Source organism: Lysobacter sp. 22409, assembly GCF_052045105.1.
GTDB lineage: Bacteria > Pseudomonadota > Gammaproteobacteria > Xanthomonadales > Xanthomonadaceae > Lysobacter > Lysobacter antibioticus_B.
On sequence record NZ_JBQEOE010000015.1, the window covers coordinates 63,138 to 88,086 of the forward strand.

A 24,949-nucleotide genomic window follows, 5' to 3' on the forward strand; every position below is an offset into this window, starting at 1 on the left:
CGCAAGGACGAACGCCGCGGCCCGATGCCTCAATCCACGTTGATCACGACCACGCTCATCCACGGCACCGACACCACCACCCGCCCCTGCGAGAACGCTCTCGCCGTGGCGATCTTCACCGGCGGCAGGAACTGCGCGCCGCTGGTGAAGTTGGCCGGGTCCATGCCGCGACCGTATCGCCATGCCGTGTAGGTGCCGCTGCTCTTGCCGGTCAGGGCGAGCACGGCCTGGCGATCGGTGGTCTCGGACTTGTTGATCAGGACGATCTTCTTGGCGTTGTCGGTGGCGAACACTTCCAGGTCCGGCACCGCCGTCGTCGCCGCGACCATGCGCTGGCCGTAGCGCCGCGACCAGGCGCCGCCGCTCCAGGCCGACACGCCCCAATACGCCGGCAAACGCACATGACGGCCGCCGGGCTGATCGTTGAGGTCGGTGCCGTCGCTGATCAATCCCAGCGGGCCGTTGTTGTCGGAGTACTGATAAGCGCTGCCGCCAGCACGCAGCACGTGGCCGATCACCGAAGCGGTGTGGACGACGTTGCGCGAGGTGTAGAACGAATTACGCCACTGCTCATCGTAGCGCGTGTGGTAGTTGAACTCGCCGACCTGGATGGCGATGCCATTGGCGCGGTCGCCGAAGCTCAGGTCGATTTCGTTGCGCAACCAGGCGATCGCGTCGCCGTACTGCGAGGTCGCGCCCAGGTTGCCCAGCGGCTGGCCGTCGCCGTACTTGTGGAAATCGACCACGTCGGTATCGGCGTGGCTGCTGGCGAAGAACTGGCGGAAATCGCCGTATTTGTAGTCGGCCCAGGTCACCAGCGACGGCCCGGCCAGCGATAACGGTTGCGCACTGGCCTGGCGCATCGCCACCGCGATGTTGTGGAAGCCGTCGCTGCCGTTGCCGCCGGCGATGTAGTTGCCGACGCCGAAGCCGTTGTCGGGCTCGTTGCCGATGATGTAGTCGACTACCGGGCCGCCGCGCTGGCCGCCGTTGTCGTTGAAGTAACGCACCAGCGCCGCTGCATCGGTCGCGCGAATGTCGTTGTCGCCGGTCGTGCCGCCGATGGCGATCATCGGGATGCCGCCGATGCCCTTGATCCCGCGGACATAGGCTTCGCCTTCGTTGCCGCCGTGGATGTTGCCGGCCGACGAGCCGACCTGGCCGTTGTGATGGAACAGCGGCACGCGCCAGACCAGCGGCCCCAGGTCGCGCAGGTACTGCGTCCACAGCGTGCGGTTGCTGCCCTTGATCAGGTTGGTGCCGCCGTCGGAATAGGTCGAAATCGTGCCGCCGAGCGAGTACTCGGACGTGGGTTGGCCATGCGCGGTGAAATCGACGAATACGTTCGCGGTCGGGTCGGCAGCGCTGACGGAAAACACGGAGCCGGCCGCGAACAAGCCGGCGACGATGGCGATCAACGCGCCGCTGAGGCGGCGGCGTCGGGGCGATGGGGGATTCGCTGTGCGGAGCATCGATGATCCTTGGTCGTTACGAAACGGAGAGCGCCGACTCCGGAAGCATCCGGAGAGGCTGCGTGTGCTGGACGGCGACCGCGGCATCGCCGTGCTCGGCCACACAGCCGAGGCCCGACGGATCGCAGCGCATGGCTCAGCCGGCCGCGACGGCGCACGGCCGGATAGGCTCCGGCCGCTGCACGCCATCTCCCGCCCTGCTCGAATCCGCCCTGCACGAATCGCCGGCAACATCCCCATTGCGCAACGGTCGCTGCGATACCGCATGCACGCCATCCAGCAGTGTCCCAGGCTAGTGGGCCGACGCAACGGACGGCGTGATGCGCCCGGCGCTTCGGCGATCCGATACGTGTCCAGATGTGTTTTCGTGATCGCGGCTGCGTTCCGCACGGAGTCGTCGCAAGCGCAGGCATTCGCTGACGGTCGCGCACTACAACCTTTCGCTTAGTTGCCGCATCACATTCGGCAGTCACCCTAGACGGACTCGCCGATGAACCTGTTCCGACTCTGCTTCGCCGTTGCGATCGCCGGCGCGATCGCCTTCGCGTGCGCCAGCGCCCACGCGGCCCCCGCTTCGACCAAGAGTTCCAAGGCGGCGGATGCGCGCTGCCACGTCGGCGCCTACCGGCTCGACGACGGCCGCGTCGTCAGCGTGATGCCGTCCGACGCCCCCGGCAAGCTACGCTGGCGCCTGCTCGACGGGCGCACCGGCAAGCTGGTCCGCGAGAACGGCGCGTGGATCAGCACCCGCGGTTGGACCGAGCAACCGGACGGCGTCAAGGTGGCGTTCGGCACCTGCAGTCAGTCCCGCATCCGCTTCGACGGCCACCGTGGCAGGAAGATCGGTTTCGACATCGCCGAGACCCGCTTCGACAGCCATGGCCTGAGCTTGCGCGGGCGCCTGGTGCTTCCGCGCGGCCAGGACAAGGTGCCGGTCGTGGTGCTGGTGCACGGTTCCGAGAAAGTGTCCGGCGTCGACGCCTATTTCCAGCAGAATCTGTTCCCGTCGCAGGGCGTCGGCGTGTTCGTCTACGACAAGCGCGGCACCGGCGGGTCCGAGGGCAAGTTTTCCAAGGATTTCGACCTGCTGTCCGACGATGCCGTCGCCGCGCTCGCCGAGGCCCGCCGTCTCGGCGGCGCGCGCATCTCGCGTATCGGTTTGCATGGCAGCAGCCAGGGCGGCTGGGTCGCGCCGCTGGCGGCGAGCAAGACGTCGCAGGCACAGTTCGTCATGGTCGTGTTCGGCCTCGCCGACAGCGTGCTGTCGGAGGATCGCGACCAGGTCGCCGCCGACCTGCGCACGGCCGGTTTCGGCGACGCCGAAACACTGGCGAAGGCACGTCGAGTCAGCGACGCCACCGGCCTGCTGGCCGCGAGCAAGGGCCAGCGCGGTTGGGACGAGCTGGAGGCATTACGTACGCAATACCAGCACGAGCCCTGGTGGAAGGCACTCAAGGGCGAATACACCGGCGAGGTCGTGCAGCGCCGTCGCGGCGACGACCTGATGCAGATCGCTATGCTCGACAGCGACGTCAGCTGGACGTACGACCCGATGCCGGTGCTGCGCAAGCTGACCCAGCCGCAGATGTGGATCCTCGGCGGCGACGACGCCGAGGCGCCTTCGCAGGAAACCCAACGCCGTTTGAGCGCACTCGCCGCCGAAGGCCGTGCGATCGAGGGCGCGGTATTCCCGCAGGCCGACCACGGCATTCTCGAATTCGAGACCGATGCCGCCGGCGAGCGTCTGCACACGCGCATGGCCGAGGGCTATATCGCCATGCAGTTGGATTGGATCAAGCACGGCAAGCTCGACGGCGGGCGCTACGGACGCGCCCTGCCCTTGCCGGTTTCCCATTGAGCGCAGCCTGAGGGCATCACCGAACGAGGGCTCGCATCGATGGGTTGCATGGCGCCCGTGGCCGATCCGACGATGCCGCACTCGAAGAGCTTCGCCGCCACGGTGACGGTCTGCTTCGGCCGTGGCTGCTCGGCGACTATCGCGACCGGCTCGTCGAGCCGGCCGCGGCGCCACCGATGCGCCGCAGGATCTGCCCGCCGTCGTCCTCGCTCACGGTCCAGCCCGGGTTGAGCTTCAACGTCCATCCCTCGCCCACCCACAGGCCATCGCTGTCGCGCAGCCGGCCCGCGCCCGGCAGGCGCGCCTGGCTCCAGGCCTCGTCGATCAAGGCACCGGCGTTCGCTTCGAGAATCCCCCACTGGTCGCTGACCCTCAGCGTCGGATAGACCGTGCCGTGCGGCGGTAGCGGAAACAGCGCACGCGGATCGAAGGAGATGTTCATCGCCACGAACGGTGCGCGCAGACCGGGCCGATCGATCAGCTTGGCGGTCCATTCGGCCGCCTGGCGCAGACGCGCGAGATCGCGGCCGATCTCATCCGCGCGCACGGCGTCGATGTCGTACCGCGCTCCGGCCTGCTTCGCGGCGCTCGCCGTGTCCTGCGTGACCACGACACCGGCTTTGCCCGCCAACAGTTCGCCCAGGTCCGAATCGGGGGTCAAACCGGCACGCCAATCGCCGTAGCGATCCAACAGCAATCCGTAGGCCGGCCCGGAACGATAGGCGAAGCTGCGCACGAAGGAATCGTCGCCCTCGTGCCTGGCCAATTGCGCGGCGGCATAGGCCTCGGCTTCGGGACGGCCGGCGAGCCGCTGGCCGCTGTATTCGGCCAGGCCTTCGTTGAGTTCGAGCTGGTTCTCGAGTTCGCGCGCCTGCGCGGTGGCGGCGCGGCGCAGGGCGCGGAACGCCAACGCATCGCTTATCGCGTGCTTCCTCGACCTGTCGTCGCTCGCCCCCAATGCCGCCGCCAGGGCGCGCCATTCCATGCGCAGGGCGATGCGCCCCTCCAAGCCGGCCAGATGCGCGGGCGTCGGCGAGCGCGCGGGCAAGCGCAGCCGATCCTGCGCGGCATGCCAGGATTCGTGCATCAGCAACTGTCGCCGCTCGAACGCATCCTCGGGCAAGGGCCACAGCACCATCGCCCATCGCCTGCCGTTCCAGTCCACCGCGGTATTGGCCACGTTGCGCTCTTTCGGCAGGGTGCCGACGAACACCTCGCCCTTCGCAGCGAAGCCGTCGACGGCCTGGCTCGCCACCGTCGAACGGGTGGAGGCATCGACTAGCAGCAAGGGCGCGCACAGCGGCTCGCCCCACAACTGGCCGGCATCGGCGCGACACGCGGCGTCGCGCTCGGCGATGTAGCGCGCCGCGACTTCGGCATCGGGCGCTTCGGCGGCCGCCGTCGCGGTAGCGACTGCAAGCAGGAACGACAGGCAAGAGCGACGCACGAACAAGTCCAAGGCGGGATCTCCGATGAGCGGTCGGCGAAAGACGGTCGGTAAAGGCTAGCCGAGGATCGAGTGGTCGATAGCCGTCCTGCCATCGTCCCGGTTTCGCTTTCGAGAAAAAACACAGCCTAGCTGCCGATTCCCGATGGCCCTGGCCGCTGACCCGCGCAAACGGCGTTTATCTGGCAAACAGGGGCCAGGAAGGATCGATCCATGAACGGATTTTTCGCGAAGCTCGTGCTGTTGGCCGCACTTCCCTTGGCCGCCCAGGCCGGCACCTGCAGTCGCTTCGACGCCAAGAACAGCACCGCCTACGACCCGGCCGCGAAGAAGATTACGCTGCCGTGGCGCACCGACTATCCGGCCTCGGTTCCCAGCCATCCGCCTTACAGCTGGGAGTCGATCAGCTTCAAGACCAGTTGGAGGCGCTATACCGATGCAGTGCTCAAGGACGTCCGCGATTCGGGCATCAGCATCAACAGCGCCGGCAAGATCCGCATGCCGGCCGGTTCGCCCTGGTGGATCGCGCCCTGGATGGACTACGGTTCGAACGGGCGCGAACGCGTCAACGGCCTGACCAAGGAACGCAGCCCCGACCCGCTCGATCTTTCGCCGACCTCGCCGGGCGGTTTCGACGTGTGGGCGATCGGTTGGTACAACAGCGAAGGCGCGGTCGGGCTGGGCAAGGTATTCGCCGACCCTTGCGATCCGGTCTTGCCCGCACGCGACGCTCCCGGGTTGAAGTTTCCCGACAAGACCGTCTCGTTCAAGATGCTGTTCTCCAACGCCACCGGCCTGGACTATCTCGACGGCGCGCCCACGGTGCTCGCGAAGATCGACAAGAACAGCCGCGCCAAGCGCCTGAAGCTGCTGCAGGTCGACATCGCCATTCGCGACCCCGACGCGGACGAAACCGACTGGGTCATGGGCACCTTCATCTGGAAAGGCCCGGCCCGCGGCGACGGCTTTCTCGACAACCTGGTGCCGGTTGGCCTGATGTGGGGCAACGACCCGAACGTGCACGATGCGAATTGGGGCGCATGGGCGCCGATCAAGCAGAGCCGGATCAATAAAGACCTGGCCGGCGTGCTCTGGCAGGGCACGCCCGGTAGCTGGCTGCACCGGCCGTTCCCGGGCTTCCAGGGCCGCTTGAACGGGCCGGCCGACAACATGCGCTCGTCGTGCCTGTCCTGCCACGCCCTCGCCCAGTGGCCGCGCAACCCGACCCTGAGCATCGTGCCGACCTACCCGGTCGGCCCCAACGGCCCGCAACCGCCGCTGAGCGAAGCGGATATCGAGAAGAACGTCAGCGACTACTTCCGCAACACCCGCGGCGGCGACCTGGTCGATCCGACGTTCCCGGCGCGGCCGTTGGATTACTCGCTGCAACTCGAAGCCGGGCTGACTCGCATGTGCCAGGCCTGCAAAGAAGGCAAACTGCTCGGACCAACCCCCAAGCTGTGCAACGAGGCACCCACGCGCTATCGCGTCACCGCGCCGGCCTGCGACCTGCCTCTGCTGCGACGGGTCTTCATGAACCGCATCGAAGACGATCCGCCGCGGCAGTAAGCGTTGCATTCGAGCGCGGCGATCGCCATCGAGATCGCCGCGCTGCAGGACCGCATCAAGCGAGAACGAGATGCTCGGGCGCGAGTGCGGCCAGGAAACCCGGCGCATCGAAGGCTTCGCCCGCCGCGACCGTACCGGTGCGAGTGCGGCGGCCGTCGACGACCCGCTCCATCGCTTCGACGATCAAGGGCGCGCTGACCGCATAGATGTCGCGGCCCTGCGCGCTGGCATGACGTTGCACCTCGCCCTTGCGCACCATCACCTCGACCAGGAACACCTGCGCCGAGCGCCCGCTGCTGTCGGCCGCGACCGGCGCCGGCGTGGTGGGGTCGCGCACATCCTTGAGCGATACGAGATTCAAGAACGAATGCACTTCGCTCGAACGCAGATGCTTGGAGATCAGTACGATCTCGCTGAGCGGCACGCCGACCACCTCCTGGTTACCGAACGGCGCCTGGAACGCCCAGTCCCGCGTCGGCGCCGGATCGGCCACGAAATCCAGCGCGCCGTTCGAGACCACCACGCGCCGCGCCTTGTTGCGCTCGCCGGTCACCCGGGTGCCGTTGGTGGGGTGCCAACTGTCCAAACCGACCGCGATCAAGATCTCGTCCGCGCCGTCCCAATCGCCCATCGCGCTGGTCGCCAACAGATCGGCCAGCCCGCCGTAGAACGCCATCGCCGGCACGATGACGATGCCGGCCGCCTTCGCCGCCTCGTCGTAGCGCTCGAACAAAGCCAACGCAGGCTGCTGCTCCGCCACCGTATCCAGGTAGTGCACCTTTGCACGCAACGCCGCCTCGACCACCGGCACCGCGGTATCGCTGAACGGCCCGGCGCAGTTGATCACCGCGACCGTGCCTGCGAGCGCCCGATCCAGCGAATCCGGGTCGTCGACCGAAGCGACGAAGCGATCGATCCCGGGGAAAGCGTCGTCGAGTGCGACCAAGCGCTCGGCGTCGCGGCCGCAGGCCACCGGCACCCAGCCACGCTCACGCAAACGCGCGATGACGAAACGGCCGGTATGGCCATAAGCGCCGAACACGGCGACGCGACGATTCTGGGTCGCCTGGGAATTCGGGGCTGCTGCTGGATTGATCGACATCGTGCGCTTCCGTGATGCCCGCGGATCGGGCACGCATAGGAAACCGCGAACCGGCACGACGGCGCTATCGAAATCTTTAGTTGCTCGGCCGGCGCTCGCATTACGCCGATGCGACACGCCCCCGAGCCGAGTACGCCTCAGGCGGGCTCAGGCGCCCTCTCCTGCCTGGGCGTAGACAGGACGCAGTCGCGCGAGCCTCTACTCGGCGGACGTCGCCGGCGGCCACACATAACAACCGCCGCCCAACGAGCGCATTGCCTGCGCAAATATCTCCGGCGGGAAGTGCCCCCGCTCGCACAAGGCACCAGAGAATTCCGCGCCACCCTCGCCTTCGGTCAGTACGACGAAAGGATCGGTAGCGACGCTGGTGAAGAGATAGAAGACATCGCTGCTGCCGAAGCCCCCGTCTTCGAAGATGACGCGTTCGATCGATGCCCACGGGAAGCCGGTATCGACCGGCGACGAACGCGGCGGATTTGCGCGGATCCGCACATCGACGTCGTCGAATTCCACCGCAAACCAATCCTTTATCTCCGGCGCAGGACCGCGAATGCCCTGGATGAAGAGGGCGATGCCGCCGGCTATGAAACAGGCCAGCAACACCGCCGTCAGCGACTTCAAACCGAGCTCTTGGCCGTCCCGCAGCGACCACAGCAACGCCGCCAGGGCGATGACGCCGCCGATCACGCAGACCACGGCCGTAGCGAACTGCGGCAACTGCAACATCACTCTGCGCAACGACCACGCCTTCATGTCGGTGGCTTTCACCAACTCGCCATGAAAATCGTTCCCATAAAGGCACACGGCCACCAGTCCCAACGGCAATCCGATCATCCAATAGCCGTTGCCCGTCGCGCCGGTCAGCAGCAGCGATAGAGGCACGACAGCCAATGCCGCACCGAACTTGTAGCCGGTCTTCATCCATTCCCCCATCGATGTCGCCGTCGCCCTTGCGCAGCAGCCATGACAGCGATGCGATCGACCGGGCACGCCAGCAGGCCGACTGCTGGCATGGATACTCGACGGGCGTCGGCCGCCGGTCAAGCCGTTCGCCCCGAGATCGAAATCGACCGGCACGCCCGTGCCAGATGCCGACCGATTACCCGGGGTCTGTCGGCACCTTCCGGATCAGCCGGCCGGCTTCGCCTCGCTCTTCGTTTGCGAAGGCCGATAAAACTCCGCGATCTGCGGGATGAAGCCTTCCGGGTTGGCGCCGACCAGATTGGTCAACACCACGATGGCCAGTCGCCGGTCCGGATAGACCACGAAGGCGGCACGCGCACCGCCGATACCGGCCAACTGGCGGTCGGGCGACTTCGCCAGGACCGGCCAGCCGGCCGCCCAGGCGCCGTCGGTGCCGCTGTTCAATGGTTCCGGCGTCCACATGCCTTGGAGCTGGGCGCGATCGATCAGGCGCCCGTTCGACAGCGCGATGATCCAGCCCGCCACTTCATCGGCCGTGGTCTGGATGCCGCCGCCGGCCCAAAGGCCCTGCGGCATGTCGTAGAACCAGTGCGACAGACGCGGCTCGGCGTTCTCCGCATCGGTCTTGCGCGGGAAATAGCTGTACATGGTGGCGGCATTGGCGACCAGGTCGTAGCTGTCGCCGAAGGTCGACAGGCGCATGTCCGCGGCAGCGAACTGGCGCTCGGCGATGTAGCGCTCGTACGGCATTTTCGCCTGCCTGGCGATGATGCGCGCCAACAGACCATAATTGGTCTGGTTGTAGAGGAAGCGTTCGCCGGTGGTAGCGGCCATGGGCAGTTCCCTCACCGCCTTCCATGCGGCCGCCTCAGAGGCGCCTCCAACCAGACCGTTCTGGTCGACGATGTCCGGCAGCCCCGAGGTGTGGGCCAGGAGCTGGCGCACGCGGATGTTGCGCCACGCCACGGGCACGTCGTCGAGGTAACGCGACAGCGGTGCCGCGAGGTCGACCTGCCCTGCTTGCGCCAGTTGCATCATCGCCACGCCGGTGAACGACTTGGTGGCCGAGTTGATCGGAAACAGGGTCGTACGGGTCGCGGGCACGCGGTTCTCGACGTTGGCCAAACCATAACTCTCGGACAAGACCACCCGGCCGTCCTCGACCACCGCGATCTGCAAGCCCGGTATGCGCTTGTCCTTCATGGTCTGCCGAATCCATTGCCGGGTACGCTCGTTCGCTTGCTCCGAGGCGCTCGCGGCGGCGGCAAGGCCAGGAAGCGACAGCAGGGCAACGGCGAGGATCGTGGTGTAGCGCTTCTTTGCAGACAGCATGGAGGTTCCTGAGGCGAAGTCGCCGATGAAGTGATGGCTAACGGTGTGTCCTGCGGTGTCGCATCCAGCGGTGTCAGTCCAGAGGGCGTGGGATGCATCGCGCGGCCGCAAGGTTTAAGCCCGCAGCGAAAACCGGAATGGCGGCGCACGGCCGGCAGGAACCCGCCGAGCGCACCTGGATCTGTGCGCAAACCGCACAGTTGCTGTTCGCACAGACGCCTGGGCATTCGCCCGCAGATCTTCATCATGGCGCCTCCACCACAACGAGGCTCCCCGGATGCGAATTTCCTCTCTGATCGGATTTGCGACGCTCGGCATCGCCGGGCTCGGCGGCATCGACGCACAGGCGTCGAAACCCCAACCCCACCCGACCATCCGCGCCATGGCCGGGGCAGCGCCGGTGTCGGAACTGCAGGCCGGCAAGACCGCCCTGCTCGTCATCGATTTCCAGAACGAGTACTTCCCCGGCGGACGCATGCCGATCGCCGACGCCGATTCGGCGCTGCGGCAAACCCGTCGCCTGATCGATCTCGCCGATCGCCACCGCATCCGCGTGATCCATGTGCAGCACGTGCTGCCGGCGGGTGCGCCCCTGTTCGCCGAAGGCGGAAACACGGTGAAGTTCGTCGATGCGATGCAGCCGCGCCAGGGCGAGCTGGTGGTGAAGAAGGATGCGGTCAGCGTGTTCGCGGGCGCTTCCGCCGCCACGATCGAGAAGGCCTTGAAAGAGGCCGGCGCCGATACTTTGATCATCGCCGGCCTGCAGACCCACGCCTGCGTCGCCGGCGCCGCCCGCGACGCCGCCGCGCGTGGCTACCAGGTCATCGTCTCCTCCGACGCCACCGCCACCCGCGACCTCGACCTGCGCGACGGCAGCAGGGTCGGCGCCGCCCAGTTGCACGCATCGGCCCTGGCCGAGATCGAGGACACCTTCGGCGACGTGCTGAGCACCGATCAGATTCTCTCGTTACCGGTCCGCTGATACCCTTCGCCGGAGTGCTGACGACCGGAGTCGAGTGATGGATCAATTGTCGGCCATGCGCGCCTACCGAAGCATCATCGAATCCGGCAGTTTCACCAAGGCGGCCGAGCGCCTGGGCACCACCCACACCTCGGTCTCGCGCCAGCTGGGCCAGTTGGAAACCCAGCTCGGCGTGCGCCTGTTGAACCGCAACAGCCGCAACCTGACCGCCACCGAGGCCGGTGCGCAGTACTACCGCGACTGCGTCGACATCCTCGACCGGATCGACGCAGCCCGGCAGCGATTGAACACCGACCCCGAGCTGCCGTCCGGCGTGCTGCGGCTCAGCCTTCCGCATGCCATCGGCGCACTCGAGCTGGCGCAGTGGCTGCCCGGCTTCATGCAGCGCCATCCCAAGATCGACCTCGACCTGTCCTGCGACGACCGCATGGTCGACCTGGTCAAGGGCGGCTTCGACATGGCCATCCGCATCTCCGGACCGCTGGCCGACAGCAGCCTGGGCTCACGCGAACTCGCGGTGTCCGAACGGGTGCTCGTGGCCGCGCCGCAGTACGTGGCGCATCGCGGCCTGCCGCGCACGATCGACGACCTGCAGAGCCATCCCTTGCTGGCCTATGCCGCCGATGGCCCGGCTCTGCAATTGTCCTCGGACAGCGGCGAGGAAGCCGAGCTCAAGTTCGGCAGCCGGCTGCGCCTGGACTCGATCCTCGCCCTGCATGCGGCCGTCATGGCCGGCCAGGGCATCGCCGCGTTCACCTTCCTCACCGTCCGCGACGACCTCGCCGCCGGCCGCCTGCTGCGCGTATTGCCGCAACATCACGCCGGCCAACGCCACTACTTCGCGCTCTACCCTCATGCGCGCCAATTGACGCCGAAAGTCCGCGCGTTCACCGAATACATGCGGGCGCATTACGCGATGGCCCGGTAGGGTTTTACCGGAAAGTCGGCTTGATCTCGTTCTTCCCGGCAGGGTCGTACGCGAAGCAATCGACGCAGGGAGACGGCCTGCTGTGCCTGCGTTCTTAACATCGCAGGCGTAAGCTTCCGAGTGCGCCCTCTACCCGTTTCGGAGACCGTTATGGACAGGCAGCACGACCCTATCACCCGAGCCGAATTCGAAGCGCGCATCACCGCGCTCGAAGGCCAATGCGAGGTGTACCTGCGCTACATCAAGGCATTGTTGACCGCCCTCCCGGCAGAGCAGTACGAGCTCGACGTCATTGCAACCACGGTGAGGGAAATCAATATGGTCGCGGAAGAACATCCAGAACCGCTTCGAACTGCCGTACAGGCCGCGAACCAGCGGGTGAACGCACTAGAACTGCCCCGGCGCCGCTCCGGAAGCGCCGGCGGCATAGCGCCTTAGTTCCGTCACCGGGCCCTACCCGTACTTATGGGGAAAACGCCGCTGGGTTCACCCGAACCCGACGCGCGATGCGGGGCTCAAGCCGCCTCATTCTTCGCCGGAAATCTTGGCCGGCAAGCGCATGCCCGGCGTCCAGCCGCTCTGCGCCAGCAACGCCTTCGGGTCGTCGAATTCGATGATGTTCTTGAGTGCAGCCTTGCGATCTTTAGATCCCAGGTAATAAGCCTTGGCGATCCGGTACCCTACCCAATACCCCAGGTCGTAGGGTTCGTCCGGACTGCGATAGTTGGCGAACCAGGCGGACAAGTCGGTGCCGTCCATAATGCGTGCGAAGGCGGACTCGATCTCGGCTTCCTTGCCGCGGGTCCACTCGGCGTGGCGCCCGTTGCCGACGTTGCCCGAGATCAGTTCGGCGACGAACTCGGCCCCGCCCTCGATCAGCGCGAAGCGCAGGGCGGTGGCATTCGGGTCGCCCGGCTCGAACTCGGTCGGCCCCGTCTGCTGGATGTGGGCGTACTCATGGGCGATGACGTGGACGAAGCGGTCTTCGGCGTCCGGGTTCATGAAATCGGCCGAGCACAAGGCTTCCAGACCGATGGTGAGGCCACCGTTATCCGCTATCCCCACTGGCCGTCCGCGGCCGACCACGACCGCCACCGGCGGGAATCGCGCCTCGGGATACAAGGTCGCAAGCTTGCCCAGCGCCATTGCGACCCGCTGCTTCACCTCCGGCAGCTTGACCAGACAGTCCTTCGCCTTCGCGTACACGGCCGGGTCCTTCGCCAGCCGGTCGGCGATGCTCTGCGCCGTCACCCGCCTGAGCCTGGCGAACTCGCTCAAGCTTCGTGTGCCCTTGGCGAGATAGTCCTTGTCGATCTGCTCCACCGTCGGATGGCCGCCGGTGGCGTCGTATAACGCATAGAAGCGCGTGACGTCCTCGGTCAGGATTTCGGGCTCCGGCCTGGGCGCCGCCTGCACGAAGGCGGAAGCTGCGAGCACAGAAAGGAAAACAGCGGTACGCGGTAACTTGGGCACGATCTCGATCCTGGAGGGTCTGCGCAGCCGAGCACCGGCTGTCGAATGGGACGAACCGACGCGCCCGAAGCTTTGCCGGGCGCGTCGATGCGTACATCACCTCATACCCAGGCGCCGGCCAAAAGTGACGACAGTCACCCCGCCTTTCGCACCACGATGGCTTGAATCCATCTGCTCGACGAACTAACGGATGTCCTCCCAAACCGGCACGGAACAGGCATCCGGCCCGGGCTCGGCCTGCGGCGGCCGCTGCGACACCATCCAACCCCGGAACACGCCCGCCACCTCGACGCGCCTGGCGACGATGCACTCGCCCTCGGGCTTTGCCGGATGCGCCTCGGCAGCGAGAAAGAGCGGCCCGGAAGCATCGAACGGCGAGTGCAGCCGTTCTATGCTTCCAGTCTTGACGTTGTAGTAGCAACTCTGGCGCTTGCCGGTGATATCGACGGTCGTCATTCCGACCCCGTCCAAATGCGCGTGCCATATGCTCTCGATCATCGGCACGAACTTTTCCGATGCGTGCGCATCCAGACAGGCCTTGACCGCGGCAGCTCCGGCCTTTCCCCCAAGCATTTCCTCGATCCTGCCGACACGCTCATCGGTCTTGGTCGCGGGCAGCTCGGCCGCGTTCGCGGCGAGCACCGACACGGCGATAGCCACGGCCGCCGCAGTTCTTTTCAGCTCATGCATTCGATGCTCCCGTCCCGCTCAATGGAAAAACAATGCGTCCAAGATAGCTCCGTAGCCTGAGCACGGCACGCGATCACTCTTGCGCCAGCTTCGTCAACAACCGGCGGCCCTGCCCGAGCAACTGCGGCTCGTTGTTGGCGAACGCATCCACGCCGAGCCCGGCCGTGTCGTCGTCCTTGTGCCAAGGGGCTTGCTGATGGGGACCTGGGACATAGACCTCCCACTGCCCGTATTTAACGGACTTCTGGCCCAGTTGGACATATTCGACGGGAACGCGAGCCGTCCACGGACCGGCTTCTGCATCGTTCTTCGGCAGCTCGAACTTCCAGCGCTTGGCCGCGCTTACCGCCGAACGCGCGAACTCCTTGCGAAGCCTCTGCATTTCCTTTTCTTCGGCAACCACGCTCAAGTTGACCTGCTCGGCGAACACCTCTTGCGCATCACCCGCCTCGCCGACCCGCACCAGCACGTACACCGTACCCGCGGCATTCGTGCCTTCCAACGCGCTCGGATAGCTCGGCGGAGGAAGCGATCGCGCCTTCAAGACAGTGCCCGGGTCGGGATCGGCGAAATTCGCGCTCCGCATCGTCAACTGATAATTACCGTCGGCCTGTTTGCGGCCGACGACACGAACCGACATATTCAACGCCTCGACTGCCTCCTTGCCGGCTGCGGCCGGCTCGAACCGCCAATGCGGCACGGTGTGCTGGACCAGTTCAACGACGCCTTTCGGCAGCCCGCTCGGCTTATCCACATCCAGGCCTTCGACACTGCCATCGGCCTTGATGCGGACCTTGCCGGTGACGACCATGCTCATCTCCGAGCGCGCACGCACTTCGTCGACTGCCCTTTTCCCCGCGACCGTGGCGCCGCTCAAGGTAAACAGCGTCACAGCTGCAACGGCTGCAAATTTCATTCGATAGCTCCTGGGCCATTTCCAAATCGATGCCTGCGACGCAGCGCATCGACAGACCCGGCACGGCCGAGCCTGCCCGGAGGTTACGAATACAGCGGTGAATCGGCTGCAACACAATCACACTTGTGCGGAGGGCGCGAAATCGACTGCGGAATGTGCTCCGTGCGCAAAACAACACAACACGATGTTTATCGGAGAATCCAGCCCCCCCTTCATCGGCTGTAAAATGAACCATCGCCCCAGCAGGAACGAGACACTGCATGGACCGCACTACGCCCCCTGTTCCGCAGCGCCTGCGCGACATGCTCAAGGACTATCCGGACCTGATAGAAGCACTCGCCAGCACGCTTAAAGCCGCGACGACCAATTCCCGTGGCAATCCGCCGTTCGAAATGGCGCTCTGGGCACTGGAGGACATGCTCAGCCGGTTTATCAGCGACGCCCGTGATGAGCTTGAGGCGGCCGAAGCCAGTGGCGATGCGCAGGCCATCCAGCGTGCCGGCGCGAAACTGAACCTGATGTTCCGCGCCCGCTCGCCCAGCATTGGCTTGGGCGATCTCGACGAGTTGAGGGCGCATTTCGATAGCGCGCAGAAATCACCGAAAACCTCGGCAAGCTGACTTACCCAGTCCCCTGCATCAATGGGCCCGCTCCAATCCAGTGCTTGCCACGGACCCGAGGTAGAGCCATGACCAAGACGACAATCGAGCAGGACTGGCTGGAGTGCCTCGATTTATGCGCTGCTTCCGGCCGCATGGAGGAGTACCTCCGTAATCTTCGCCTGCCCAAATACGCTCCGTCGGAAGCGATCCAGGCCGGAAGAAAATTCGCGAGCACGCATAGAGACGGTTATAGCGTCCTCATCGAACGTCTTGCCCAAGGCAACGATCACGAAAAGCTCTGCGCATTCGAGTGTCTTGAATACATGTGCTGTGACTTCGATATCGGCTCAGTTCCGCAGGAACTCTTCGATATCTCCGAGCCGCTTCCCCCATCATCTTTGAGGAACTGGCAGGCGACGGCAATGCCGAGGGATTCTCAGGCGCCACTATCGGAGATTGGTTTCGTTATATGTTCCAGAAGCCCCTTCTTTGATGGCAGCATCGCTGATCAAGAGGAAGCAATCTGATCTGCGCAGAAGTGAACTTGACCCCATTTGCACTGGTCGGATTACGGCCGTTGGTCTCGGCGACCGCTATAAGAAGACTCAAATCTACGATTCTGCCGACTGCTACACACTAGAAGACGAGTATCAGGGCTATGAAGAAGACAATAACGAGCCTTAAGCAAGCCCGCCCATCACAGCAAAGCGCGCCAGACTCATTTCACAGAAAGACCAGCCGCCCGTCCCTTAATACCATCGGCTTATTTTATTTGTTACCGCCACTCTCTGTAGGGAACACCCGTGTTTATCACATGATTTGCAAGGCGCTTACTAGAGAGGAACTGAGCCAGAACCGACATGGATAAATTCTGATGCTCTGACGGCCCGAGACAAACCCTTTCAAAGATCGGGTTGACCTCCGGAAAAGCTAATTCAATAGAAGGAACCAACATAGATGCGCCCTCGCGGTAGAAAATTGCGCTATCTGTGTGCCTGCAAAAATAATCAGATATAAGTCGCCACTCTTGCTCTTCCGAGAATGCTGGATTCTTTATGATGCAAAGCGCCCGCAGGAAGTCTCGGCGATACTTTTCCAAGAAGTGAAAATATTTCTGCGAAGAATGATCGCAAGAAACATCAACCTCCCCCGTGGTCAAGTTTTTTCGAAACGTTTCGATGATCTTTTCGATGAGGCTCTGCGCCAACTCCTCGTGCTCATGTGCCTGGTAAATGCACTTAGCAAGAACGCAATTAGAACCATCTGCGAGTAGTTTGATGATCTCGGGAGAAAATCCCAAGCTCACACCCTTTCCATGAGGCGTGTAACTTCGCCACTGACTTAACAAGCTCTCTTGCTCTGAGAGCGAGAAGACAAAAATATTGTAGTGATTCTGCTTGAAGCTTTCGATCCACAAGCGAAGCTGACGTAAGAATTCCACTTCAATGACATCACTAGACTGATCAATGAGCAAACAAATCCGGCCCCTCAGAACCTCGCATGCGTGCAGCACTTCACGAGAGTCATTAAGGTAGTACACGTTACTAGCCCACACGCACTTCGTTCTAGCCATACCTAGGAGAGAGCCGACACCCGTGTAGTGGAAGAGTACGCGCGGAGCTTGGTGATAGTAGAAATCATTAATCGATCGCATCAGCCCCACCTGCTCCAAGTTTTATTTCAACCAGTCAAGATGCTGCCACCGCCCAAGTCTCGTAGTTTCACGAGCATCAGATCATTGCAGTAGAGGCCTCAAGCACGTGTCAGATGCCCTTTGGAAAGAAGTAATTGCCCATTTCATAATGGCTAGACATCTGACAGCAACTGTGGCCATGTCCTTATGACTGCATTCATTTCGTTTACGTGAAATTGGAGTGCCAGCGGCCACTCAGCTTCGCAGAAGCCCAGTCAGATCAATCTTTATGAAATACGGGTGGCGGAGAGAGTGGGATTCGAACCCACGGAAGGTTTAACCCTTCGGCGGTTTTCAAGACCGCTGCCTTAAACCACTCGGCCATCTCTCCGTTGAGGTCTTGCGGCGACGGTCCTTCGATCCGTCGCGGGCGGTTCCTTGCGAACCGCCCTGGGCGCCCGGTCTTGTACCGGGCGCGGGGCATTCTCTCATGTCTGCGGGGCGGAAATCTCCAGCGTGCAGGCCCCTTCTCTGGCGCGCCCCCCGGGGGATACGGAACTGGTCAGCCTCCAGGTCGCCATGGGCAAACCCGTGGACTCGATCGGGGCGCGTTTCGCCCGGTTTAGACCGTCCTCGGGATCCCAGCCGCCATGAAGCACGGACTCCAACGGGTTCATGAGCGCTGGCTGCCCTAGCCAGCCGCATCGTCGCTACCCCATTCTTGGTCCTCCGACCCTCTCAACTGGGGGTGTGAGGCTAGCGGACGCCAGGCTAATCGCATCTCAGCCACCTGACCTCATCTTCTTCGCTGCCCCTAGCCGGTCCTCCCGAAAGAGTGGAAACCTCATCGAAAGCTTGGGTAATCCCGCCGGAGCCGCTCCTCAACCTCGATAGCCAGTGGATGCGGGACGGATGGCTCCAACTCGCTGATGAGCGCCCACGGCTGGTCGATAAGCGGGTGCCCAGTCTCGATATGCGGCAACCCGCGCCTCCGCCGAAGCGACTGCACGGCCAACAGTTCGCCTGGATACACGCAGTCGAATGACTTCTCGAATTCATAAGTCATCTTGTTCGTGCCTTCGCGGCTACGGCTGACATGGAAGTCGGCAGCCAGCTGCATAGCGCTGCGAAAGGCATCGGTATTCTCCGTACGCCAAGCATCCAGAAGTCCTTGGTATTCCGGTATCAACGGAACGTCCCGCCCAAAGCTTGTGTCGAGGCCGAAGGCTTCTGCGAATAGAGAAATCAGAAATGCATCATTCGTACCCCTGCGCCATCCATCCTTCTGGGAAGGATTGACCCGGAGGTCTTTTTCGCCCACATCGACCAGCAGTCGGGCGCAAACCTCTGCAAGATCCCAATCTCCTAACATCACCGCGCTTGCCGCTTTCATGCTGCTCCAGAAAGCCAGGACCGGTTGATGCGAATGGGGCAGCGACAAGCTGGCTTCGGCCCGGAAATCCAGCGCCCTGAAGAAAACCGCCCGAGACATTGCCTGCGACAAGACCTGTTTGTCGTCGATCGCCGCCTTCGTGCAACACTGCATCGAATAGACGTGGGAAATTCTGTAAAGCGCGCTGATCGCCCCGCGAGGCGGCCCTGGCTTCTCAAGCTCGACCTTCAACGCGTTCAGCAGCTCATCGAGCAAGTTCCGCTTGACCATGTTGGTCTGCCACCAGAGCTCCGCGTCCTTGAAGACCTTTCCAAGAGACGGGTGCCAGCCAGGCATCGGCGGACTCTTTACGGATTTAGTTGCCATCAAATGGTCCTAGGGCCGCTGCGGCTCGGATCGTCCGGCCCGCGTTGTTGTGCTTCTTGCTGGGCAAGAGCTTGCTGTTGATTGATCTGCTCGACTTGCGCGAAATTCTTCTCGGCGGGCTCCTGAATGGCTTGCTGAGCGCTTACCCGGTTCTCGAAATGCGGCCCTCGATCGCCATGCGGCGAGTAGACCGCGAACACCGTAACTTCGCCAGTAGCAGGGGCCGTTACGATAGCGACGCTATCGACGTGTTTCGCAACAGGGTCGGCAACATGCGCGCGTAGGAGCGCGGCAGAAATGCTAGTACTTTGCTGCTCGTCCCACCGCCCATCTGCGGCAATCGCCTTGTATATCTCCTGAAAATCAGCACTGGCCCTCAAATGATCGAAGCCGGGCGACAGCTCGGCGCGCTTGTCGGGTCTGACCCACGGATCGGAAACATGACTGTCAATGCGCAGCTTATGCGAGCCCGGTTCGTTGCTTATATTGATGCGGACCCATGACGCTTCTGCGTTGAAAAGCTTCGTCTCGGGGTCGAAGGCTTCCGCCATGATTTTATCCGCGATATCGGGTAGACCATGAATCGTCCGATGCTCGGCCCATTGCCCTCGCCCATCTATGGCTCTTTGCAGTCTTACCCTGATGAATTCGCCCGGGTCGTCGATGTTCTGCGCGCTTGCCTTACCCTGGACGGACGTCTTTACCTCAAAGAACTCAAGTCTATCGGTATCCGGATGCCGCCCAACGATGTCGATGCCCTGCCCGGATTTGTTCTTGATCGACACGATATCGGTGTAGCCGAGCTCCACCATCTTGTGCGTCTGTATGGCTTCGCCGATGTCGCCAATATGCTTCCGGCTGAGCGTAGTGAGATCGACGCCCTTGAGGCTGTGGTCCAACGCCTCCTGAAACTTGATCTTCCCCTCGAAAACCGTCTTGTCGAGCTTGGCGACCTCGCCCAGCTCCCTCGGGGTGAGTTGTCCGCTGCGCAGCAGCCCCTCGACGTTATCGGTCTGGTGCGCGGCCCGTATCAGCTGCTCGAGGTTGCCCTGATCCCGTGCCCGCTCGACCAGGCCCTCGATCATTCCGCTGGCACCGCGGCCGGCCATGCCGTCTTGCTTCAGGTCACGATTGGCCTCGGCGAGCGTCTCGCCCAGTTCCCTGACCTGCTCCCCTGTGCGCGCGATCCTGCCGGCGTCCTCAGTCAGCGTACGAGCGCCCTTGCCTAGTTCGTCGGCCTTGCCGAGCACCTGGATGTCGTGCGGGACGACGCGCACCACCTCGCCGAGCTTCGTCAGCTCGACCGCATGCTCGGGTACTACCGCGTCGATCGCATGGACCGCCTTGCCGAACTTGCCCAGCTTGGTGACCGGAACGAAGCTGGCGACGAGTTCGACACCGATGACGCCGGCGGCACCCCCAAGGTACTCCGCCTCCTTGCCGCGGGCCTGGGCTTCCTTGAGGCCTTTGTCCCACTTCTCCATCGCATCGGAGGCGGCGCGCTGCGCGTCCGTTTTCGGCTTGCTCGGGTCGTCGATGACATCGGCCGCGTACATCGTGGCCATGCCGACGACCATCTTCCGATAGCTCGGGTCGCTCACCATGCGATCCGCCATCCGGGCCAGATCGACGAAATCCCCAAGCGTGTCCGCCGTATGCGTTATCGCCCCGCGAGCGAAGCCCGTTTGTGCCTGCGTGCCGGTCAGAACGTACGAAGCGGCATTGGCCGCGGCCTGCTCCGTCGCCGATCTCTGCGGGTCGTTGGCGATGCCTTTGAGGCGCTGTTGGCCGTTGGCGAGCAGGTCGCTGAGGGCTTGGTCGGCCTCTTTGAATCGCTTGGCGGCCTCATCGCGCACGGCCGCGGTGGCCTCGGCGAGCCGTTCTCCCTGCCTTTCCACGAAGGTGTCGGTGATGTTGGCCGCGTCGAGGGCTTCGGCGAACCTCCGCTTCTCGGCGGGTGTGTCGAGTTTCTTCTCGATCGCGTCGAGAAAGCTGTCCCGGTTCGCTCTCAGCGCCGGGCTGCGTTGCAAGTCGTTGACTAGCGCTGCGGCATCTACACCACCGACCCGTTGATTCCTTAGTACTAAACGCTGCGCCTCGAAGTCGAGCGGGTTCGGGCGGCCTTCGGCGTCTGTTGCAGCCAGCAGCGCAGCGATATCGCGGGTGTCCACCCGTTGGGAAGTAGCCATTGAATATCCTTATTCAGTTGACGTGATACGGAGAACAGCTTATCCGCCGAGACGATCCAAAGCACCAAGGCGGTCCATCCGATGAACGTCATGAGCATGGTTTCCGTGCCATCGGGCCGTCTACATATGTGCTCTCAGCCTGAAGTGCGTGAACAACTCGGCAGGCAGACTGACAGCGCAACTTTCAGTTACGCAAAAGCGCTAATGGTCGAAATCGAACGGCACCTGGATGATTGGTTCGCCTGTTTGCAGCCAGCATGGCCATTGCATGGTTCAAGACTGCTGCCTTGAACCGGTCGGCCATCTCTCCACTAACGTCTTACTGCGACGGTCTTTGGAATCCGTCGCGGGCGGTTCCTTGCGAACCGCCTTGCGCGCCCGGTCTTGCGCCGGGCGCGTGGCACTCATTCACCCCGCCGGAGCGGAAATCTTCACCGACTTGTCGTGCTTCTTGTCGTGGCGGGCAATGCCGTCGGGGCACGGGATGCCTTTGATGTCGCTGCACTGCAGGCGTGCGGACTCGACCAGGGACGGGGCCTTCTCGGCCAGGAAGTCGATGAACACGCGCACCGCCGGCAGCAGGCCGCGGCGTGAGGCGAACACGGCGTGGAAGATGCCCTGCGGCAGGCGCCAGTTCGGCAGCACCACTTCCAGGTCGCCGCGGCGCACGGCTTCGGCGCAGACGGTCTCGGGCAGCAGAGTGATGCCGACGCCCTGCTCGGCCAGCGCCATCAGCATCGGGAAGTCGAAGCCCATCACCCGCGGCTTGAGTTCGACCCGGCGCACTTCGCCGTCGGGGCCGTGCAGTTCCCAGCGCTGGCGGGCGTCGTCTTCGCTGATGCTCAGGGTGACGTGGTCGGACAGTTCGTCGGGGTTGCTCGGGCGGCCCATGCGGGTCAGGTACTTCGGGCTGGCGACCAGCAGTTCCTGGATCTGGCCGAAGCTGCGCATGACCAGGCTGCCGTCGTCGTCGAGCTTGGAGCGCACGCGCAGGGCCACGTCGACGCCTTCGTTGATGATGTCGACGCGGCGGTTGCTGACGTTCAACTGCACCCGCACCTGCGGGTATTTGGCGAGGAATTCGGGCAGCAGCTTGGGGATCTGCTGCTGGGCCAGGCCGACCGGCACGCTGACCCGGATCACGCCACGCGGCTCGGCGCTGAGGCGATCGACGACTTCGCGGGCGGCCTGGGCCTCGGCCAGCATCGATTGCGCGTGGCGGTAGACGCTGTTGCCGACTTCGGTGACGGCGAAGCGGCGGGTGGAACGCTGCAGCAGGCGCACGCCCAGGTCGGTCTCGAGCTGGCTGATGCGGCGGCTGAGGCGCGACTTCGGAATGCCCAGCGCGCGTTCGGCGGCGGCGAAGCCGGCGTGGTCGACGACCATCGCGAAGTAATACAGGTCGTTCAAATCGTGCATGACGATAGTTCCAATATTAGAACAATAAGTGACATTGAAGCATCTTTATCCCACTGAAGCAACGATACAGACTTTGCTCCAACGCGGCGACGCCCGCTTTACCGGCTCCGACCGAGCCACCGAGGTCCACCATGAAGCTGTTGCATATCGATTCGAGCGCCCTGGGCGCCCATTCCGTGACCCGTGAGCTTAGCGCGGCGGTGGCGGCGCGTTGGCAGGACGAGGTGCCGGGCCTGACGATCGACTACCGCGACCTGGATGCCGACCCCATCCCGCATCTTACCGGCCGTTCGCTGGCCAAGGCCGATCCGGCCGAAGCCGAGGAGTCAGAGCGCATCCTGCAACAATTCCTGGCGGCCGACGTGATTGTCCTTGGCGCTCCGATGTACAACTTCGGCATTCCTTCGACCCTAAAGGCCTGGGTCGACCGCGTCGCGGTCGCCGGCAAGACCTTCCGTTATACCGAGAAGGGTCCGGAGGGTCTGGCTACCGGCAAGCGCGCGATCGTGGTCAGCGGCCGCGGCGGTTTCCACACCGATGCGCCGAGCGATTTCCAAGAGGCCTACCTGCGTCACGTACTCGCATTCATCGGCGTGACGAATGTCGAGTTCGTGCGAGCGGAAGGTGTGGCCTACTCACCTCAGCATCGTGCCGACGCGCTCGCTGCGGCGCACGCATCGATTCCATTGCCGTTGCGTCGGGCCGCGTAAGTCTTCGCGATCGAGTCTGCCCCGCCCAACCGTGTAGCTCCAAGTCCGACGCTTCCTCCCCCCGCGTCGGAATTAGCCGGGTCCTGACAGGCCCGGCTTTTTTCTTGCCTGGTTTTCGCGACTGCGCCATAGCAACCAGCGGCCGGCCAGGTATGCAGACGAAATGGCGCTCGCAACCGCGGCGAGAATCCCTGGGCCGACCATCCGGCGCGGCAACCAGTGGTCGTCGCCGGTCCACCAATACGGCCCGAACACGACGGCGTGGAAGACCAGGGTCGACACGAACCAGCCGATCATCGCCGCAACCGCCGCATGCGAGGCCAACCGGGTCCAAGCCAACGCAAAGCGTTGAACTTGGCGCAGCCTTAGCAGCACGGCGAATTCGAGCAGGAACAAAACCGCGGTCGGCACTGCGGTCAGCGCAAGGTAATAAAGCGCCGTATGCATGCGCGCCGCGGTCGGCGATCAGCTGAGGACTTCGACGCCACCCATGTAGCGGCGCAGCGCCTCGGGCACGGTGATCGAGCCGTCGGCGTTCTGGTAGTTCTCCATCACCGCGATCATGGCGCGGCCGACGGCGACGCCGGAGCCGTTGAGGGTGTGGGCGAGCTCGGGCTTGCCGGTGGCCGGGTTGCGCCAGCGCGCCTGCATGCGGCGGGCCTGGAAGGCCTCGCAGTTCGAGCAGGAGGAAATCTCGCGGTAGGTGTTCTGGCTCGGCAGCCAGACTTCCAGGTCGTAGGTCTTGGTCGCGGCGAAGCCCATGTCGCCGGTGCACAGCAGCATGCGCTTGTACGGCAGGCCGAGGGTTTCCAGCACGACTTCGGCGCAGCGGGTCATGCGCTCGTGTTCGTCGTAGCTTTCGTCCGGGCGCACGATGCTGACCAGTTCGACCTTCTCGAACTGGTGCTGGCGGATCATGCCGCGGGTGTCGCGGCCGTGGCTGCCGGCTTCGGCGCGGAAACACATCGAGTGCGCGGTCATGCGCAGCGGCATCGCCGCGTCTTCGACGATTTCGTCGCGGACGATGTTGGTCAGCGGCACTTCCGAGGTCGGGATCAGATAGCGCTTGCTCGCCGCCTCGCCCTCGCCGACCACGGTCGCGAACAGGTCGTCCTCGAACTTCGGCAACTGGCCGGTGCCGCGCATCGAGTCGGCGTTCACCAGCAGGGGCACGCTGGTTTCCTGGTAGCCGTGCTGCTCGGTGTGCAGGTCGATCATGAACTGGGCCAGGGCGCGATGCAGACGCGCCAGGCCGCCGCGCAGCACGGTGAAGCGTGCGCCGGACAGCTTGGCCGCGGTGTCGCCGTCGAGCCAGCCGTTGCGGGCGCCGAGTTCGACGTGATCCTTGACCTCGAAATCGAACGTACGCGGGGTGCCCCAACGATGGGTCTCGACGTTGTCGGTCTCGTCCTTGCCGGCCGGCACGGTGATGTGCGGCAGGTTCGGGATGCCGAGCGCGATCGCTTCGATCTCGGCCTTGATCGTTTCCAGACGCGCTTCGCTGGCCTTGAGCTCGTCGCCGAACGCGGCGACCTCGGCCATCAACGGAGCGACGTCCTCGCCCTTGGCCTTGGCCTGGCCGATCGCCTTGGAGCGCGTGTTGCGCAGGTTCTGCAGCTCCTGGGTGCGCACCTGGATCTGCTTGCGCTCGCTTTCCAGCGATTCCAGCACGGCCGGGTCGAGGGCGTAGCCGCGCGTTTCGCGCAGGCGTGCGGCGAGTTCGGCGGGCTGTTGGCGCAGCAGGGTCGGATCGAGCATGGCGTAGCCGGTCGCAGTGGCGAGAAGAACCGCAGATTATCGCGTCACTCGGCGGTTTTCGCGAACCTTGCGCTTGCCGGAGACGGCGGATCGGGGCCGGATCGAGGACGCAATAGGGGGCGATCGGAGTCCGCGGAGGACGCTTTCGGGCATTTCGTTGCAGAATGCGGCCCAACGCATATTCGG

General features: G+C 64.0%; 22 protein-coding genes and 1 tRNA gene. 8 read left to right on the forward strand and 15 right to left on the reverse strand.

What is annotated here, in order from left to right; all coding sequences use genetic code 11:
* Positions 1 to 29 precede the first annotated feature (29 nt).
* Positions 30 to 1,472, reverse strand: coding sequence for a hypothetical protein (locus ACTJJK_RS10050; protein WP_440730115.1), 1,443 nt, complete (start codon positions 1,470 to 1,472; stop codon positions 30 to 32).
* Between the two features lie 490 nt (positions 1,473 to 1,962).
* On the opposite strand from ACTJJK_RS10050, the gene ACTJJK_RS10055 reads away from it, so the two are divergent.
* A complete protein-coding gene (locus tag ACTJJK_RS10055) occupies positions 1,963 to 3,330 on the forward strand; it encodes an alpha/beta hydrolase family protein (RefSeq protein ID WP_223619534.1) in 1,368 nt (455 codons plus the stop codon).
* Between the two features lie 136 nt (positions 3,331 to 3,466).
* On the opposite strand, the gene ACTJJK_RS10060 is transcribed toward ACTJJK_RS10055, so the two are convergent.
* A complete protein-coding gene (locus tag ACTJJK_RS10060) occupies positions 3,467 to 4,777 on the reverse strand; it encodes a hypothetical protein (protein ID WP_440730116.1) in 1,311 nt (436 codons plus the stop codon).
* Between the two features lie 213 nt (positions 4,778 to 4,990).
* On the opposite strand from ACTJJK_RS10060, the gene ACTJJK_RS10065 reads away from it, so the two are divergent.
* A complete protein-coding gene (locus tag ACTJJK_RS10065; protein WP_440730117.1) occupies positions 4,991 to 6,346 on the forward strand; it encodes a hypothetical protein in 1,356 nt (451 codons plus the stop codon).
* 55 nt (positions 6,347 to 6,401) lie between these two features.
* On the opposite strand, the gene ACTJJK_RS10070 is transcribed toward ACTJJK_RS10065, so the two are convergent.
* The 3 genes from ACTJJK_RS10070 to ACTJJK_RS10080 form a co-directional block, all read right to left on the reverse strand.
* Positions 6,402 to 7,448: a saccharopine dehydrogenase family protein gene (locus tag ACTJJK_RS10070; RefSeq protein WP_440730118.1), complete on the reverse strand. Its 1,047-nt coding sequence runs from the start codon at positions 7,446 to 7,448 to the stop codon at positions 6,402 to 6,404.
* 198 nt (positions 7,449 to 7,646) lie between these two features.
* Positions 7,647 to 8,369, reverse strand: a complete 723-nt coding sequence (locus ACTJJK_RS10075) for a hypothetical protein (RefSeq protein WP_440730119.1) — start codon at positions 8,367 to 8,369, stop codon at positions 7,647 to 7,649.
* A 207-nt stretch (positions 8,370 to 8,576) separates the two neighbouring features.
* Positions 8,577 to 9,704: a serine hydrolase domain-containing protein gene (locus ACTJJK_RS10080; protein ID WP_440730120.1), complete on the reverse strand. Its 1,128-nt coding sequence runs from the start codon at positions 9,702 to 9,704 to the stop codon at positions 8,577 to 8,579.
* A gap of 277 nt (positions 9,705 to 9,981) precedes the next feature.
* Between ACTJJK_RS10080 and ACTJJK_RS10085 the strand changes: the two genes are divergently transcribed.
* The 3 genes from ACTJJK_RS10085 (at position 9,982) to ACTJJK_RS10095 (ending at position 12,052) form a co-directional block, all read left to right on the forward strand.
* A complete protein-coding gene (locus tag ACTJJK_RS10085; protein ID WP_440730121.1) occupies positions 9,982 to 10,686 on the forward strand; it encodes a cysteine hydrolase family protein in 705 nt (234 codons plus the stop codon).
* Between the two features lie 37 nt (positions 10,687 to 10,723).
* On the forward strand, positions 10,724 to 11,614 hold the full coding sequence (locus ACTJJK_RS10090; protein WP_440730122.1) for a LysR family transcriptional regulator: 891 nt from the start codon (positions 10,724 to 10,726) through the stop codon (positions 11,612 to 11,614).
* Between the two features lie 150 nt (positions 11,615 to 11,764).
* On the forward strand, positions 11,765 to 12,052 hold the full coding sequence (locus tag ACTJJK_RS10095) for a hypothetical protein (RefSeq protein ID WP_440730123.1): 288 nt from the start codon (positions 11,765 to 11,767) through the stop codon (positions 12,050 to 12,052).
* Between the two features lie 87 nt (positions 12,053 to 12,139).
* On the opposite strand, the gene ACTJJK_RS10100 is transcribed toward ACTJJK_RS10095, so the two are convergent.
* The 3 genes from ACTJJK_RS10100 to ACTJJK_RS10110 all read right to left on the reverse strand — a co-directional run bounded on the left by ACTJJK_RS10100 (position 12,140) and on the right by ACTJJK_RS10110 (position 14,693).
* A complete protein-coding gene (locus tag ACTJJK_RS10100) occupies positions 12,140 to 13,051 on the reverse strand; it encodes a DUF2268 domain-containing putative Zn-dependent protease (RefSeq protein WP_440730124.1) in 912 nt (303 codons plus the stop codon).
* Positions 13,052 to 13,270: 219 nt separating this feature from the next.
* The gene (locus ACTJJK_RS10105) at positions 13,271 to 13,777 is read right to left on the reverse strand and encodes a hypothetical protein (RefSeq protein WP_440730125.1); all 507 of its coding nucleotides are present in this window, start codon (positions 13,775 to 13,777) and stop codon (positions 13,271 to 13,273) included.
* A 73-nt stretch (positions 13,778 to 13,850) separates the two neighbouring features.
* Positions 13,851 to 14,693, reverse strand: a complete 843-nt coding sequence (locus ACTJJK_RS10110; protein WP_440730126.1) for a hypothetical protein — start codon at positions 14,691 to 14,693, stop codon at positions 13,851 to 13,853.
* 260 nt (positions 14,694 to 14,953) lie between these two features.
* On the opposite strand from ACTJJK_RS10110, the gene ACTJJK_RS10115 reads away from it, so the two are divergent.
* Together ACTJJK_RS10115 and ACTJJK_RS10120 are read left to right on the forward strand one after the other, a co-directional pair.
* Positions 14,954 to 15,313 (forward strand): hypothetical protein, encoded by a 360-nt coding sequence (locus tag ACTJJK_RS10115; RefSeq protein WP_235186225.1) that lies wholly within the window; start codon positions 14,954 to 14,956, stop codon positions 15,311 to 15,313.
* Positions 15,314 to 15,381: 68 nt separating this feature from the next.
* Complete coding sequence (locus tag ACTJJK_RS10120) at positions 15,382 to 15,822, forward strand: hypothetical protein (protein ID WP_031371708.1); 441 nt, start codon at positions 15,382 to 15,384, stop codon at positions 15,820 to 15,822.
* 248 nt (positions 15,823 to 16,070) lie between these two features.
* Here the strand turns inward: ACTJJK_RS10120 and ACTJJK_RS10125 are convergent, their stop codons facing one another.
* The 5 genes from ACTJJK_RS10125 to ACTJJK_RS10145 all read right to left on the reverse strand — a co-directional run bounded on the left by ACTJJK_RS10125 (position 16,071) and on the right by ACTJJK_RS10145 (position 22,310).
* Positions 16,071 to 16,769: a DUF2971 domain-containing protein gene (locus tag ACTJJK_RS10125; protein WP_161786095.1), complete on the reverse strand. Its 699-nt coding sequence runs from the start codon at positions 16,767 to 16,769 to the stop codon at positions 16,071 to 16,073.
* 460 nt (positions 16,770 to 17,229) lie between these two features.
* A tRNA-Ser gene (locus tag ACTJJK_RS10130) sits at positions 17,230 to 17,319 on the reverse strand.
* A 453-nt stretch (positions 17,320 to 17,772) separates the two neighbouring features.
* On the reverse strand, positions 17,773 to 18,687 hold the full coding sequence (locus ACTJJK_RS10135) for a hypothetical protein (RefSeq protein ID WP_440730127.1): 915 nt from the start codon (positions 18,685 to 18,687) through the stop codon (positions 17,773 to 17,775).
* Positions 18,687 to 20,876 carry an XVIPCD domain-containing protein gene (locus ACTJJK_RS10140; RefSeq protein WP_440730128.1) on the reverse strand — a complete coding sequence of 730 codons (2,190 nt, stop codon included), beginning with the start codon at positions 20,874 to 20,876 and terminating at the stop codon, positions 18,687 to 18,689. The genes ACTJJK_RS10135 and ACTJJK_RS10140 overlap by 1 nt, the downstream gene beginning before the upstream one ends.
* Positions 20,877 to 21,284: 408 nt before the next feature.
* Positions 21,285 to 22,310, reverse strand: a complete 1,026-nt coding sequence (locus ACTJJK_RS10145; protein ID WP_152566184.1) for a LysR family transcriptional regulator — start codon at positions 22,308 to 22,310, stop codon at positions 21,285 to 21,287.
* Positions 22,311 to 22,426: 116 nt separating this feature from the next.
* Here ACTJJK_RS10145 and ACTJJK_RS10150 point away from each other — a divergent pair, with 116 nt between their 5' ends.
* Entirely contained in the window at positions 22,427 to 23,005 is a 579-nt protein-coding gene (locus ACTJJK_RS10150) for an FMN-dependent NADH-azoreductase (protein ID WP_440730129.1), read from the forward strand.
* A gap of 72 nt (positions 23,006 to 23,077) precedes the next feature.
* On the opposite strand, the gene ACTJJK_RS10155 is transcribed toward ACTJJK_RS10150, so the two are convergent.
* Both ACTJJK_RS10155 and serS read right to left on the reverse strand, forming a co-directional pair.
* Complete coding sequence (locus ACTJJK_RS10155) at positions 23,078 to 23,401, reverse strand: hypothetical protein (protein WP_440730130.1); 324 nt, start codon at positions 23,399 to 23,401, stop codon at positions 23,078 to 23,080.
* Positions 23,402 to 23,470: 69 nt separating this feature from the next.
* Entirely contained in the window at positions 23,471 to 24,763 is a 1,293-nt protein-coding gene (gene serS, locus ACTJJK_RS10160) for a serine--tRNA ligase (RefSeq protein ID WP_440730131.1), read from the reverse strand.
* Positions 24,764 to 24,949 lie beyond the last annotated feature (186 nt).

Coding starts and splice junctions, on each gene's coding strand:
- ACTJJK_RS10065 (WP_440730117.1), top strand. CDS start 4,991: ATGAACGGATTTTTCGCGAAGCTCGTGCTGTTGGCCGCACTTCCCTTG.
- ACTJJK_RS10140 (WP_440730128.1), bottom strand. CDS start 20,876: ATGGCTACTTCCCAACGGGTGGACACCCGCGATATCGCTGCGCTGCTG.
- serS (WP_440730131.1), bottom strand. CDS start 24,763: ATGCTCGATCCGACCCTGCTGCGCCAACAGCCCGCCGAACTCGCCGCA.
- ACTJJK_RS10135 (WP_440730127.1), bottom strand. CDS start 18,687: ATGGCAACTAAATCCGTAAAGAGTCCGCCGATGCCTGGCTGGCACCCG.
- ACTJJK_RS10095 (WP_440730123.1), top strand. CDS start 11,765: ATGGACAGGCAGCACGACCCTATCACCCGAGCCGAATTCGAAGCGCGC.
- ACTJJK_RS10085 (WP_440730121.1), top strand. CDS start 9,982: ATGCGAATTTCCTCTCTGATCGGATTTGCGACGCTCGGCATCGCCGGG.
- ACTJJK_RS10075 (WP_440730119.1), bottom strand. CDS start 8,369: ATGAAGACCGGCTACAAGTTCGGTGCGGCATTGGCTGTCGTGCCTCTA.
- ACTJJK_RS10115 (WP_235186225.1), top strand. CDS start 14,954: ATGGACCGCACTACGCCCCCTGTTCCGCAGCGCCTGCGCGACATGCTC.
- ACTJJK_RS10110 (WP_440730126.1), bottom strand. CDS start 14,693: ATGAAATTTGCAGCCGTTGCAGCTGTGACGCTGTTTACCTTGAGCGGC.
- ACTJJK_RS10080 (WP_440730120.1), bottom strand. CDS start 9,704: ATGCTGTCTGCAAAGAAGCGCTACACCACGATCCTCGCCGTTGCCCTG.
- ACTJJK_RS10070 (WP_440730118.1), bottom strand. CDS start 7,448: ATGTCGATCAATCCAGCAGCAGCCCCGAATTCCCAGGCGACCCAGAAT.
- ACTJJK_RS10105 (WP_440730125.1), bottom strand. CDS start 13,777: ATGCATGAGCTGAAAAGAACTGCGGCGGCCGTGGCTATCGCCGTGTCG.
- ACTJJK_RS10120 (WP_031371708.1), top strand. CDS start 15,382: ATGACCAAGACGACAATCGAGCAGGACTGGCTGGAGTGCCTCGATTTA.
- ACTJJK_RS10055 (WP_223619534.1), top strand. CDS start 1,963: ATGAACCTGTTCCGACTCTGCTTCGCCGTTGCGATCGCCGGCGCGATC.
- ACTJJK_RS10150 (WP_440730129.1), top strand. CDS start 22,427: ATGAAGCTGTTGCATATCGATTCGAGCGCCCTGGGCGCCCATTCCGTG.
- ACTJJK_RS10050 (WP_440730115.1), bottom strand. CDS start 1,472: ATGCTCCGCACAGCGAATCCCCCATCGCCCCGACGCCGCCGCCTCAGC.
- ACTJJK_RS10090 (WP_440730122.1), top strand. CDS start 10,724: ATGGATCAATTGTCGGCCATGCGCGCCTACCGAAGCATCATCGAATCC.